Below are 13,295 nucleotides of genomic sequence, written 5' to 3'. Positions count from 1 at the left end.
ACTAACTTAGCTCCTGACGTTTGCAAGCTTGAATCGTTTGTTGCATCAACATCGTAATGGTCATCGGACCGACGCCTTTAGGAACCGGCGTAATGTAGCTGGCATGTGGCTCAACTTCAGCAAATTTCACATCACCAATCAGTTTGCCATTTTCATCACGATTCATCCCAACATCAATGACAACGGCACCCTCTTTAACAAACTCTTCGGTAATAAAGTTCCCTTTACCAATGGCAGATACAATTACATCTGCTTGTTTTGCCAAAGCAGGTAAATTTTTCGTATACGAATGTGCCATCGTAACAGTCGCATTTTGTGCTAAAAGTAATTGAGCCATTGGTTTACCGACAATATTACTACGTCCAATAACAATCGCATTTTTTCCTGCCAAATCAACCTCGTAAGCTTCAAACATCTTCATGATGCCATAAGGTGTACAAGGAATTGCTGCTGGTTTTCCTAATAAAAGTTTCCCCATATTTAATGGATGAAATCCGTCAACATCTTTTTTAGGGTCAATTGCAAGTAACACTTTTTCTTCATCAATATGTTCGGGTAACGGCAGCTGTACTAAAATCCCATGATAGTTTGGGTTGTCATTATATTTTTTTATTTCCGCTAATAGCGCTTCTTCACTGATATCTGAGGGGTAGTTTTCCAATTTTGACTGAATGCCGATTTTTTGCGCTGCGATTTCTTTATTTTTGATATATGTTTTACTTGCCGAGTCATCGCCTACTAAAAAAACTACCAAACCTGGGAAAATCTCTTGTTTTTTTAAAGCTTCAACTTCTAAACGCATTTGTTCTTGCATATTATCTGCCAGTTCTCTGCCTTTAATCAATTTTGCCATTTGTTGGTCACTCCCTCATGTTATTTTTTTATTTTAGCATAACTTTACTCTTTCAACAAAAGAAGCTAGCTCATTAGCTAGCTTCAATCTCTGTATTCACAGCCGATAAAATACCATTGACAAATTTGCGTGCTTGCTCGTCGCTAAATGTTTTTGTCAGCTCAATTGCTTCATTTAATGCTACTTTATTGGGCGTATCATCCACATATAGCATTTCAAATAGTCCAATGCGCAGAATAACTACATCCATCTTAGCTAATCTTTCGAAGCGCCATCCTTTACGCAGATGGTTTTTAATTTTTTCATCAAGTATGCTTTTATTAGCACAAACTCCTGTAACTAAAGCATCTAAGTATCCTGGAACAAAGTTTTCTTGTTCTTCATCAATGATTTCACCATGTTCTAATTCCAATGCAGCGTCGATTGCATCTTTTTTATCTAAAACTTGATTTACGTCCAGTGGAAATAGAGCCTGTACAGCTTTCTGTCTGATTTCGTGTCTTGATAGTTCTTTATTCATTTTCTTCCTCATCGTTTTCAAAAAAATCTTCTAAATCCAATTGCTCTGTTTTTTCGGGAACCACTGCAACGACATGAATATTTACCTCAGCAAGTTCAACATCTGTCATAAATAAGACTTGCTGTTTTACTCGATTTTGCATATCCATTGCTACCTTGGGAACAGAAACGCCATATTTCATGTAAATATATATGTCAACTTTAATTCCTGTTTCATCCATTGTTAAATAAACGCCTTTGCCGTAAGTAGAACGTCCTAATAATTCCGTGACGTTGTTGGCAAAATTGCCTTGCATGCGATAAACACCCTCTACTTTTGAAGCAGCAATTCCGATGATTACTTCGATCACCTCAGGAGCAATCACAATTTCTCCTAGTTCCTGATTTGCATCTAAAACAAAATTTTTTTCATCAGCCATTTAGATTCCTCCATTTTAGGATTGCCTTCCAGTTTTTAGTTTATCATTTAATTTATAGATAAGCCACGTTAAAACTCATCGAATATCAAAACTTGAAAAAATTATAAAATGATCAATTCCTTAGGCGAATGAGTTAACACTTCATTCCCCTCAGAAGTAATTAATAGATCATCTTCAATTCTGACACCGCCAATTTCTGGTAAATAAATACCTGGTTCATCAGTAATCACATTGCCCGGTACAAACGTGTTATCTGCGCGTGCAGAAACATTCGGGCCTTCATGAATTTCTAGTCCAATACCATGTCCAGTTGAATGACCAAAGTCTTTTCCATAACCAAATGAAGCAATATAGTCCCGGGCAACAGCATCTAATTCGATACCACTTATCCCAGGTTTAGCTGCTTCAATCACTTTTAGTTGCGCTTCTAACACAATTTGATAAATTTCCTTCATCTTTTTACCAGGATCTCCAATTGCAAAAGTACGTGTCATATCTGAGACATAGCCTTCATAATAGCAACCGAAATCTAGTGTGATAATATCACCTTGTTCGATTGTTTTTGAACTGGCCACCCCGTGCGGCATCGCAGCTCGCTTGCCAGAAGCAACAATCGTTTCAAAAGAAACACCACTAGCCCCAAGTGAACGCATATAAAAATCTAATTGATTCGCCACTTCAATTTCAGTCATCCCTGGCTGGATCATTTTCAATACATGATCAAATCCTTGATCAGCAATCAAACAAGCTTGTTTGATCGTTTCAATTTCCTGTTCATCTTTTACTTCTCGCAGACTTTCCAAAACACCAGAAATTGGCGCTAGTGCACTTTCGGTAATCAAGTCTTCTAGTATACCATATTCGGCAAAGCTAATATGGTCTTCTTCAAAAGCGAGCGCATTAACTGCTTCTTTTTGGACAAGTTCAGCTACTGCTGCAAAAATATTGCCGCTATTTTTTACAATTTCAAAACCTTGCGCTTGTTTAGCAGCTTGTTGCGTATAACGAAAATCGGTAACAAAAAAAGCCTGTTCTTTAGTGACTAGAGCTAATCCTGTAGTACCGGTAAAGTTGGTAAAGTAACGCAAGTTATAAGGACTGGTAATTAAAAAGCCGTCCACTTCTTCTTGGTTCATCTTTTCCCGCAAACGATCGATTCGCGACATATTTATTTCCTTCTTTCCGTGTGAGTTCTTATCTATTATAGCAAACTTCGTTACTAAGTTAAACGAGTTAACCTTTTGAATTTAAGCAAAAACGTCAGATGATGAGATTTTGCAAATATCGGACGAATCACATTAAAACAAGAAAACTATGAACTCACAAAAGTTAAAACCTTAACTTTTGTGATGCTTATAGACTTAAGCTATTCTAGAGAAGGTTTTGTTGCTTTATTTTTTAAATTAAGCTCGTAGCTTTGTCAATCTAACGAGCTTAGCCTTACTTAACCCCACTAGTTTATCATTGTTACGGGCTTATTTCCTGTTTAGGACACTGTTTTTACTTCTTATGAGCCTATTCTATCTTAAAAAAGTGAGATACACTTACAATGAATATTTATATCTTATTCCAATAAAAAACATTGCGCTATCAAAAAAGAATAGCACAATGCTTTGGGTAAAGAGAAGCTATCATTAAATGATAATACTTCTTTTTAAGTCATTTCGTTTCATCTCTTAAAGTTACCGGCTTATCCAATATTTCCTTGTAAATCATCGCATTGACTAAACCTTTATCGGCAAAAGTAGACGTTGCTTTTTTCGACTGTTTTTTTGCCGCTGTTTTTTTAGCCCTCGTTTTACTATTCGATATTATTGGTTGTTGCCTACGGCTAAATGAGCTACGACTAGCTGACTTAGGTTGCGAACTTCGAGAACTTTGAGCTTCTGACAAGCGCTGCCTAGCCTGCGCTTGTTTTTGTTTTTTACGTTGTTCTGAATTCGACATATTTTGTTGATTCACAGAACTCGATTGCCGGTTGACTTGTTTGTTCGCATTTCTTTTTTGTTTTTCTTGTCCTGCTCGATTGGCTTGTTGCGGTTCTTTTTTCATTTGAGCTGCGGCTCCTTTCTCGTTGCTTTTTTGTAAGCTGTCCTGGGAGCGCAAAACATCACCGCTATTATTCTTTTGCTTTTTTCGTTTTTTATTTCGTCTTTTGCTTCCCAATTTCATAACGAACAAAGCTAAAATAAACACCACTGGAGCAAAATCGGAGAAAAATTCAATAATGGAGTCTAACATACAATCACTCTTCTTCGTCTGATTGATCTGCTTGATCAGAAATCGATTTTCTCATTTCAGTATCTGCATCAACATTTTGCAGCTTATAATAATCCATAACCCCAAGGTTTCCTTGCCGTAGAGCTTCTGCTATTGCTAGTGGAACTTTGGATTCAGCTTGTACTACTTCGGCACGCATTTCTTGTTCTTGTGCGACGGCCATTGAACGACGCTCTTCAGCTTTTGCTTGGGCAATATTCTTATCTGCTTCAGATTGGTCCGTTTGTAATTGGGCCCCAATATTGCGTCCTACGTCCACGTCCGCGATATCAATAGATAAGATTTCAAAAGCAGTACCTGAGTCGAGCCCTTTTTTCAAGACCGTTTTTGACATAGAATCTGGGTTTTCCAAAATTTCTTCATGTTTTTCCGAAGAACCAACTGTGGTAACGATTCCTTCTCCTACACGAGCAATAATCGTGTCTTCACCTGCCCCACCAACTAAACGTTCGATATTCGCGCGAACGGTTACTTTGGCTTTTACAATCAGTTCAATTCCATTTTGAGCTACAGCTGATACTCTAGGCGTTTCAATCACTTTAGGAGTAACAGAAACTTGAACAGCTTCAAACACGTCACGTCCTGCTAAGTCGATTGCAGCCGCTTTTTCAAATTCCAAATCAATTTCTGCTCGTTGTGAAGCAATAAGTGCGTCGATTACCCTGTCTACGTTCCCTCCTGCTAGAAAATGGGCTTCTAATTGATCTGTCGAAAGCGCTAAACCAGCTTTAGTCGCTTTAATCAGTGGTCGGATGATTCGATGGGGATTCACTCGACGTAAACGCATCCCAACAAGTGTTCCAATACCAATCTTCACTCCTGAAAAGTAAGCAGTGACCCATAAACCAACAGGCACAAACCTTAAGAAGATGATCAGTAAAATAATGATAATAACAGCAGCAATCACTATCCCAATAAAGCTGCCTCCAATTTGTAATTCGTCCATAAATTAACCCCCGTTTTTCATTTTTGTTTCCTTACTAAAATTTTTGTCCCTTGAATTTGCTCAATCACAATAGGTGTCCCCATTGAGATAAACTCTTCAGCACTTAAAACATCAAACATTGGACCTTCCTCTTTACCAAACGTTGCTTTTCCAGAAGGTCTCAGCGGCGTTTGTGCTTTTCCGACCAAACCTGGATAAAGGTTTGGTGTGCGGTCTTCTGTTTCGGTTTTATTGTTGGCAGGTAAATCCGTTTGTAAAATAAGTTTATTTACATTTGTCAACGAGTACCCTCTTTTGGCTAGAAAAACGACCAGTCCTGTGGTGATCACAACTGCCATACTTAAATCTCGAACCGTTTGCATGACGTCTCCAATAGTCCAATACAATCCAGCTATTAGTAAAATGGCGCCTAGTATTCCCATTATTCCAAACTCTGGTATAAATATTTCAAAAACGATTAGAAGCAACCCTAAGATAAATAACATGAGAGGAAGCCAATTTTCTATTCCAATAGCATAAAAGTAAATGGTAAAACTAGCGAGTGTCACAAGAGAGGCAGTTTTGGTAAGCGGTGTTAATACAGCCAGTGCTAGACCAATAAATCCAATTGTGAGCAATAAACTTTCCATAGTGCTCGCCTCCTTTAATCTATAACGTACCAAAAACGACTCACATATTCATCATATCATGTTTTTTTGACCTTTAATACGTTTATTTTCTGATGGTAACTTCATTATAACATACCAAGAAACCCCTTTGCTTAAATGCTAATAACTCAATGATTCCAATAAGTTAAAAATTATGAAATGTAGCTGTACTCTATTGTTCATTCAGCTACTGGATAAATAGTACTTTATCGTTCTTTTACTCATTTACCGTCAAATGAAAATTGACTTCTACACAAATAGTAAAAACTCGTAAAAACAGATGTACTGAATTTACGAGTATAATCTCTTTAGTATAAATAATAGCTGCAACCCTTTAACTCTTCTTTTTCTTCCCAAAAGAAAATAAGCCTCTTTTAATTACTTTGAAAAAGCTATTGGCCTGTACCATATGATCACGAGCAACGTAAGGTTGTATGGCACGCAGTACTTTTTTTGTATCCTTTGAGGCGAAATTGAAAGAACCATTTTTTTTCGTTTCGATTGCGTAACGTGGAATCCATTTCCCTTTAAATAGAACGTTGACAACAACAAAATCAACTTCTTTCCACGGAATCTGGATATAATCTTGTGGATTTTTTGTATTATAAAATTCAAATGCATTGTTGCCAATTAAGATTTGACCATATTTAGCTAGCCCTACAAAAGATGTTCCGTCTACTGCTAAATCTACTTGTGTATTTAGTGATTGTACCATGTATAGTCTCACCTCGATTTTAAATTTATTTTAGCATGGATTTTTCCTATGTACAAAAAGGCAAAAACAGTACTTTTCCAAAACAAAAACGCTTGGAATACTGTTTTTGCCTCTCCTTTAATTATATATTATAGCAAGCCAATAACGTGGCCAAGAATACCTACAACGAATAAGCCGAGGATGATTACAATCGGAGAAACGTTCTTTCTCAACATCCACATGCACAATAGCGTTAGTAGCAAACCAGCCAAGCCTGGAATCAAATCATCTAAGTTATTTTGCAGCGTGGTTACATCAACACTTGATAATGCCTTGCCTTCTTCAGTAACTTGTTGGAAAGCTGTTTGCAAGCCCTCTGGTGTCATCGGAATACTAGACCAGTCAACATAAGCACCTTCTTGCAGTGGTGTTCGCGAAACCACTGGCTGGAAGTCGATATCGACCCATCGTTGCACCAGCGACGCTAACACAAACATCCCTAAAATAGAAGCACCTCGTGTAACATCTTGCAATAGTCCACCTGATAAATCGTCAGTAATTGCTGATCCTGCTTTATAACCAAATTCTTGTGTGTACCATAAGAAGGCCCAACGAATAGCGTTCCAAGCTACGAAGAAAATGATTGGTCCCATTACGTTACCGCCAAGCGCTAAAGAAGCACCTAAGGCACCTAACATTGGTCGAACTGTAAACCAAAATACCGGATCCCCAACACCTGCTAAAGGACCCATCATCCCAACTTTAACCCCTTGAATAGCAACATCATCGATAGGTGCACCACTGGCACGTTCTTCTTCCATCGCTAAAGTTACACCAAGTACGGGTGCAGTCAAGTATGGGTGGGTATTATAAAATTCCAAGTGACGTTGTAACGCTAATTTACGATCTTCTTTATCTGAATATAGTTTGTTGATCGCTGGAATCATTGCATAAACAAATCCACCATTTTGCATCCGTTCATAGTTCCATGAACCTTGGGTAAATGTATTACGCCATGCGACATTTAAGCGATCGCGTTTTGTTAACTTTATTTTTTCATCTGCCATGAGTTATCTCCTCCTTTTACAAGCTTTAGTAATCGTTGAGTATATCGCCAAGTGGATCACGAGAACCGCCGTTTCCACCGCCGCCTTCAGAAGAACCGCCTTGTTTTGAAAGCGTGATATAAATAAGTGCTAAGGCAACGCCGATAGCCCCAATTGCGATCAAAGTTAAATCAGTAATTGCTGCAATGGCAAAACCTAAAATAAAGAACGGCCATACTTCTCTATTTGACATCATATTGATAACCATTGCATAACCAACGGCTACCACCATACCACCACCGATTTCCATTCCTTCTGTTAGCCAGTCAGGCATTGATTCCAAAACTTGACGGACAGTCGTTGCTGGAATAAATAATAGTGCTCCAGCTGGTATTGCAATACGCAAACCTTGCAGACAAGTTGCAAAGAGATGCAGCCATTCAATCTTACGATAACTTCCTTGTTCAGCAGCTTTGTCCATTCCGTGAACAATCGGAACAGCAACTGTACGAACAAGCATTGTCAAGAATAACCCTGCTACTGCTAGTGGAATTGCAACGGCAATCGAAGTTGAGATACCACCTTGTTGCTGTCCACCTAAAACAAGAATAATTGCAGAAGCCACTGATGCCAATGCAGCATCTGGTGCCACAGCCGCACCAACGTTAGCCCAGCCTAATGCGATCATTTGTAGTGAACCGCCCAACATAACACAAATTTCTAAATTACCGGTCACAAGTCCAATTAAAGTACATGCAACTAATGGTTGGTGAAATTGAAATTGGTCCAAAATTCCATCCATCCCAGCAAAAAATGCAACAACTACGACCAATATCATCTGAATTGCATTTAAATCTGACATAATAAACCTCCTAATTCATTACTATTTTCTTTTTTATCCGGCATTTTTTAATCCAGCCTTTGCTTTTTTAAGCAATTCATTGAGGCGTCCACTTGAATCACTCGGTACTTTACGAACATCAAATTTCACACCTAGTTCTTCCATACGTTCAAAGGATTCAATATCTGCTTCATCCATTGAAATAACGTTATTTACCACGACTTTTCCTTTGGAATGGGCCATAGAACCAACATTTACTTCATGGATATCTACGCCGCCTTCGATCGCTTTTAACATATCTTCTGGATTTTCAAAAAGTAATAAAGCTTTTGTTTTACCAAATCGTGGGTCTTTGTCCACTTCTATCATTTTTTCAATTGGAATAACGTTAGCTTTTATACCCGGCGGTGTTGCTTGTTCGATTAAGCTTTTACGCAAGCTATCTTTTGCAACAGCGTCACTAACTACAATAATTCGGTTGGGTCCCGTTGCTTTAGCCCAGTTAGTAGCAACTTGACCATGCAAAAGACGAGAATCAATACGTGCTAACACATAATCTATCTTTCCATCACCGACAACCGTGCCTTCAGGTAAAGAGCCTTTAGGTTCTTCTGGAGCCCCAGTATCAACTTCTTCGTCTGATGCAGCTTTATCTTCAACCGCCAATTCTTCTGGTTTTACTTTGACACCATCTTTCCCGCTAGGAACGATAGCCGAAGCAATTTGTTGTGCAGAATCCATAGAAAGACGGGAAGCATAAGCTTCAATAACCATTGGTAAATTCATACCTGCCACAATTGCCCATTTATCTTTGTGTTCTTCAAATAAGCTGTTGGCTTGGTTAAATGGGGTACCTCCCCAAAGATCAATCAATAAAAGTACTTCATCTTGATCATCAAATGAATTGATTGCGTCTTCCATTTTTTTCTTTATATCATCTGGACCTTCGCTTGGTTTCAATACACAAGCAGCAACATTTGCTTGTTCTCCAAAAATCATTGTTGCTGATTCTAAGATCCCATCAGCAAAGTCCCCATGACTTGCTAGGATGATTCCTACCATTTTCTTACCCCCTAATTTGCGATTTTTTTCTACTTAGCTTTTTCCTTTTTATCCAACAAATCAATCAAATTAATTTTGCGATCAGTTGGAACTTTGCGAACTTCTAATTCAATTCCTTGTTTTGCCAGATAGTGAAAGGAAGCTAGATCTTTTTCATTTACTGAAACAAAATTTGTGACCATCTGTTTCCCATTTTCAAAACGCATACCGCCGATATTTAATGAGTTCAGTTTTATTCCTCCGCGCACCAGTCTTTCCACATCTTGCGGATTGGTAAATAATAGCATGACTTTTTGCGTTTTGAATAATTCACTATTAAAGGTTTCCAACATTTTGGCTACGGTGACAACATTTGCGTTGATTCCTGGCGGAGCCGCTTGTTGTAAAAGGAATTTACTTAGATGATCAAATGCAACTTCATCACTGACCACGATAATTCGGTTGATGTCGGTTCGTTTGGTCCATGACGTAGTAACTTGTCCATGAATTAGCCGATCATCAACTCGTGCTAAACGAATTTCCAAGTTTTGATCGCCCCCTTAATATTTATTGATTTATCAGCCGGACACACCTCCTTTACTCTATTTAAAAGCAAGTTACGTGCCAAAAATGAATAATACACTATCTATACACCAGCGTTTTAAGATAAAATAAAGCAATACACTAAGGATACATTACTTTTGTGTATCTTTAGTGTATTGTTTACTGTTTTTGTCAAACTTTAACTTGGCGTTTTATTAAAGCCAATAAATAGACTTCTTCAGCTGGTGGGAAGGTTAAATTCAAGACTCTACCTAAAGATAATACTTGAATATGCAAAGCTTCGTAGTCTGGTTCGTCTTGCAGATTTTCTTCCTCATTTTCAGGAGCTGTTAGAGGTTGTTGCAGAATTACTCGTTCAATCATGCCGGCTGCATGTAAAAGGAAATTAATACAAAATCCCTGCTCTTCTTTTAATATATGCCAGTTATCCATAATTTCTTCAGTAAATTGCAATAAAGGTTCAATCAATTTTTGCGGATTTAAAAATGTGAAGTTCTTTTCTAAATAATTCAGACAAATTTCTTTGGTTTCCATATTGTTAAACGCTACTGGTTCTTCAACCGTTAACTCATTATTTAACAGTAGTTTATCAATCAATTCATCTGTATTTTGTGTAATAAAATTTTCTAAGGTAATGAAAGGAACCGCTAGTTGTGGATCAACCACTCCGGTTGCTGCAATTACTTGATAATGTTGTTGAATTTCAGGAAGCACTTGTTCTAACTCCACAGCAGAAATCGTCAGTACTTCCACATCTGCAATTTGTTTTTTATCAAGAGTCGTTTGAATCATCTTTTTAATATGAACAGCTGTCCCCTCGCCAGAAGCACAAATAGCAAGGACTGCTTTAGGCAGATGATTTTCTGTTAAAGTTGCGGGCAACGCGTCTAATGTAGTGTAACCATGGAAATTTTTCAACGATTCGTAAAGATCATCCAAACTGGTCCCAAAAACAGACGCTTTACGTACAGATTCTAAAACCAGCGACGTAGTTACCATATCAATCGTTCGTACGAACACGCCCGTCTCTCTTTGAATCTTTTCATTAAAAGTCACTAAAGACCCCATGTCTACTAATAACAAAACACCGCTACCTTCATGCACAGAAAGAACAGCTTGTTTCAATTTTTCTAAAGCAATTTTAGGCGGCATATCAAGTGGCATATCAACTGCTGCTACTTGTTCAACATCAAGCAGTTGTTTTACCACTTCCACCATACTTGTCGCTGTACTGTTTCCGTGCGCTCCTACAACCACTCCAATTCTTCCAACTTGTGAAGCGCTCCTTAAAGATACCAACAAAACAGCTAAATAGTAAATTTCACTTTCAGGAATAAAGATATTGAACCATTCACCAATATATTGCCGAATCTCTTGGGCCACACTTAATTCTTCAGGGTAAGCGGTAACCATTTGTCGTATATTATCATTCACATCCCGCTTCTCCCCTAGTTGTAATTTTTTCAAAAAAGAACTTATATGCAAGCTCATCGCGTAAACAAAATTGGACTGAAACTCATTTCCTAACCGACTAGTAACAATAGAAAAAATACGATTTGTTAATTCGATAATTTTGCGGTCAACAAACTCACTTAATTTATTATCTGCGTAGAATGAAAAACCATGATCTTTGTAAAATGATTTTAAATGAACATTAATGTCAGTCGAAATAAAATGATTAATGGTTTCTTGATCGATTCCGTCAGCTCTTAATAGCTCAGCCTTATCGCCGATAATGTCGTATAAGTTATAGGGTAATTCATAAGAGTCCGATTGAATATTTAGAAGATCTGCATCCGGATAAATAATTAATTTGGACTCAAGATTTTGCGAAAGTTCAGTCGACATCTCACGATTATCGGCTAAAAGTATTAGGCCTGATCGAATACCCTCAGGTACATCTTCAATCATAATCTCAATTTGTTCTTCATGCATATGATTCAAAAAACCTCTAGCACACACTAGCTGAACATTTGATTTTAACTGTCCAATATTTCCATAACTGACGCTGCCAATTAATGCTTTTACGACATCTTCAGTTAATGAAATCGTACGTTGAATACGATGGGCTTCGTGTGAGACCATCACTTTCACTAAATCAACTTTTTCCACAGCAGGGCGTGATACAAAAGAAGGTAATTGAATGTTAATCGGAATCCGTCTAACAAACGTATCAAGCAGGCTAGAATTAGGGTCTTCGGTTGTGGCACCAACAATACGCACTTCAGCCTCATGCTGTTTGCCGGTCTCTCCCAAGCGACTGTACGTCCCATAATCCATAAAGTAAAAAATCATTTCTTGCCCTTCAGGCGGTAAACGATGAATTTCGTCTAGAAAAAGCATACTATGGTTAGCTTGGTCAATAACACCAGTTTTTTCTTCATCTGCTCCGGTAAATGCTCCTTTAGTATGCCCAAATAAATGACTCATCAAAAGTTCTGGATTATTTGCATAATCAGCACAGTTAAAGACAATCAATTCTTTATTGGCATCAATGACATTATTCGCTTTAGCAAATTGAAACATCGCATGCGCAAAGTAAGTTTTTCCCGATCCAGTGGGTCCGGTAATTAAACAATTCAACCCTTTAGGCGGGTACAATATTGCAGCTTTTGCCTGATCGCCCGCATTCTTCATGCTACCGTTAATCCCAATAATATTGGAAAAAATATCTTCCATTGGAACAATGGAGGATTGCACGTGCTGTGGTTGTTGTTTTTTTCGAGGCGCTCTTTCTTGTTTATAACTTTCAACATATTTTTCTTCGGTTGTATTTTGATTTAAATAGTATTTAACAGGACGACTATCTGTTTTGATCATTTTGCCATCTCGAACCAATTGATTTAGATCTTTGCTGGCGTTACTTCTTTGAATAGCCAACGCTTGAGCAATTTCTTTTGTGGTAACTGTCGCGGGTTCACTATATGTTCCAGAACCAGCTTTTTGGACAGTATATTGATAAATTTTTTCCATTCTTTTATTCAAATTTTTCACCTCGATTCAAGCCTTGGGCAATCATTTCAATACGAATAGGCCGAGACCGTTTTCTTCATTATACCTTCTTTTTTTCCTCATTGCCAACCGAGAAAAAGATGCCTCACAAATGTCATATAAGATAGGAGCATAGAACAAAGACAGAGGAGAGCATCGGAGGAAATAGAAAAGAATCAATAAAAAATGGTCAAACATGGAGAATGAACTGCTGATCTATTCCCCATGTTCGGAAAGATAGGTAGTCGATTCCAAAAACAGTCCCTGTTAAGTCAAAGACAGAGAATGTTCCTTTGATTCTATTCCCATGTTTCTATCCACTAAACTTGTTATGATAGAATCTATAAGAAATTATCACTGTCATTAGTGGTTATCACAGACTAGTTACAATAACAAACGCTTTCTTTTTATCTACCATAGTCGCTTAATAAATTTTACACTTATAATGATAATA

At 37.8% G+C, this 13,295-nt stretch carries 13 protein-coding genes; all 13 read right to left on the bottom strand.

What is annotated here, in order from left to right; genetic code table 11:
- Position 1: 1 nt before the first annotated feature.
- Positions 2 to 853, bottom strand: a complete 852-nt coding sequence (locus C7K43_RS00360; RefSeq protein WP_124005028.1) for a bifunctional methylenetetrahydrofolate dehydrogenase/methenyltetrahydrofolate cyclohydrolase — start codon at positions 851 to 853, stop codon at positions 2 to 4.
- Positions 854 to 926: 73 nt separating this feature from the next.
- Positions 927 to 1,373 carry a transcription antitermination factor NusB gene (nusB, locus tag C7K43_RS00355; RefSeq protein WP_124005027.1) on the bottom strand — a complete coding sequence of 149 codons (447 nt, stop codon included), beginning with the start codon at positions 1,371 to 1,373 and terminating at the stop codon, positions 927 to 929.
- Positions 1,366 to 1,791, bottom strand: coding sequence for an Asp23/Gls24 family envelope stress response protein (locus C7K43_RS00350; protein WP_124005026.1), 426 nt, complete (start codon positions 1,789 to 1,791; stop codon positions 1,366 to 1,368). The genes nusB and C7K43_RS00350 overlap by 8 nt, the downstream gene beginning before the upstream one ends.
- A 101-nt stretch (positions 1,792 to 1,892) precedes the next feature.
- Positions 1,893 to 2,957: a M24 family metallopeptidase gene (locus C7K43_RS00345; RefSeq protein WP_124005025.1), complete on the bottom strand. Its 1,065-nt coding sequence runs from the start codon at positions 2,955 to 2,957 to the stop codon at positions 1,893 to 1,895.
- A gap of 493 nt (positions 2,958 to 3,450) precedes the next feature.
- On the bottom strand, positions 3,451 to 4,032 hold the full coding sequence (locus C7K43_RS00340; protein WP_124005024.1) for a hypothetical protein: 582 nt from the start codon (positions 4,030 to 4,032) through the stop codon (positions 3,451 to 3,453).
- A 4-nt stretch (positions 4,033 to 4,036) separates the two neighbouring features.
- Positions 4,037 to 5,017: a flotillin-like protein FloA gene (floA, locus tag C7K43_RS00335; protein WP_124005023.1), complete on the bottom strand. Its 981-nt coding sequence runs from the start codon at positions 5,015 to 5,017 to the stop codon at positions 4,037 to 4,039.
- Positions 5,018 to 5,034: 17 nt separating this feature from the next.
- Entirely contained in the window at positions 5,035 to 5,646 is a 612-nt protein-coding gene (locus C7K43_RS00330; protein ID WP_124005022.1) for an NfeD family protein, read from the bottom strand.
- Between the two features lie 352 nt (positions 5,647 to 5,998).
- On the bottom strand, positions 5,999 to 6,379 hold the full coding sequence (locus C7K43_RS00325; RefSeq protein ID WP_124005021.1) for a DUF956 family protein: 381 nt from the start codon (positions 6,377 to 6,379) through the stop codon (positions 5,999 to 6,001).
- A 128-nt stretch (positions 6,380 to 6,507) separates the two neighbouring features.
- On the bottom strand, positions 6,508 to 7,425 hold the full coding sequence (locus tag C7K43_RS00320) for a PTS system mannose/fructose/sorbose family transporter subunit IID (protein WP_124005020.1): 918 nt from the start codon (positions 7,423 to 7,425) through the stop codon (positions 6,508 to 6,510).
- A 25-nt stretch (positions 7,426 to 7,450) separates the two neighbouring features.
- The gene (locus C7K43_RS00315) at positions 7,451 to 8,266 is read right to left on the bottom strand and encodes a PTS mannose/fructose/sorbose transporter subunit IIC (protein WP_124005019.1); all 816 of its coding nucleotides are present in this window, start codon (positions 8,264 to 8,266) and stop codon (positions 7,451 to 7,453) included.
- A 33-nt stretch (positions 8,267 to 8,299) separates the two neighbouring features.
- Complete coding sequence (locus C7K43_RS00310; protein WP_124005018.1) at positions 8,300 to 9,307, bottom strand: mannose/fructose/sorbose PTS transporter subunit IIA; 1,008 nt, start codon at positions 9,305 to 9,307, stop codon at positions 8,300 to 8,302.
- A gap of 29 nt (positions 9,308 to 9,336) precedes the next feature.
- The gene (locus C7K43_RS00305; RefSeq protein WP_124005017.1) at positions 9,337 to 9,831 is read right to left on the bottom strand and encodes a mannose/fructose/sorbose PTS transporter subunit IIB; all 495 of its coding nucleotides are present in this window, start codon (positions 9,829 to 9,831) and stop codon (positions 9,337 to 9,339) included.
- A gap of 190 nt (positions 9,832 to 10,021) precedes the next feature.
- Positions 10,022 to 12,835: a sigma-54-dependent transcriptional regulator gene (locus C7K43_RS00300; RefSeq protein WP_226996683.1), complete on the bottom strand. Its 2,814-nt coding sequence runs from the start codon at positions 12,833 to 12,835 to the stop codon at positions 10,022 to 10,024.
- Between the last annotated feature and the right edge of the window lie 460 nt (positions 12,836 to 13,295).

The organism is Tetragenococcus koreensis (assembly GCF_003795145.1).
Taxonomy (GTDB): Bacteria; Bacillota; Bacilli; order Lactobacillales; family Enterococcaceae; genus Tetragenococcus; species Tetragenococcus koreensis.
Note: the sequence above shows the minus strand (reverse complement) of the source record. Positions and strands in the feature narration are given on the sequence as shown.

What these genes read in the sequence shown, in the direction of transcription:
- C7K43_RS00360 (WP_124005028.1), bottom strand. Translation starts at nt 853, where the DNA reads ATGGCAAAATTGATTAAAGGCAGAGAACTGGCAGATAATATGCAAGAA.
- nusB (WP_124005027.1), bottom strand. Translation starts at nt 1,373, where the DNA reads ATGAATAAAGAACTATCAAGACACGAAATCAGACAGAAAGCTGTACAG.
- C7K43_RS00350 (WP_124005026.1), bottom strand. Translation starts at nt 1,791, where the DNA reads ATGGCTGATGAAAAAAATTTTGTTTTAGATGCAAATCAGGAACTAGGA.
- C7K43_RS00345 (WP_124005025.1), bottom strand. Translation starts at nt 2,957, where the DNA reads ATGTCGCGAATCGATCGTTTGCGGGAAAAGATGAACCAAGAAGAAGTG.
- C7K43_RS00340 (WP_124005024.1), bottom strand. Translation starts at nt 4,032, where the DNA reads ATGTTAGACTCCATTATTGAATTTTTCTCCGATTTTGCTCCAGTGGTG.
- floA (WP_124005023.1), bottom strand. Translation starts at nt 5,017, where the DNA reads ATGGACGAATTACAAATTGGAGGCAGCTTTATTGGGATAGTGATTGCT.
- C7K43_RS00330 (WP_124005022.1), bottom strand. Translation starts at nt 5,646, where the DNA reads ATGGAAAGTTTATTGCTCACAATTGGATTTATTGGTCTAGCACTGGCT.
- C7K43_RS00325 (WP_124005021.1), bottom strand. Translation starts at nt 6,379, where the DNA reads ATGGTACAATCACTAAATACACAAGTAGATTTAGCAGTAGACGGAACA.
- C7K43_RS00320 (WP_124005020.1), bottom strand. Translation starts at nt 7,425, where the DNA reads ATGGCAGATGAAAAAATAAAGTTAACAAAACGCGATCGCTTAAATGTC.
- C7K43_RS00315 (WP_124005019.1), bottom strand. Translation starts at nt 8,266, where the DNA reads ATGTCAGATTTAAATGCAATTCAGATGATATTGGTCGTAGTTGTTGCA.
- C7K43_RS00310 (WP_124005018.1), bottom strand. Translation starts at nt 9,307, where the DNA reads ATGGTAGGAATCATCCTAGCAAGTCATGGGGACTTTGCTGATGGGATC.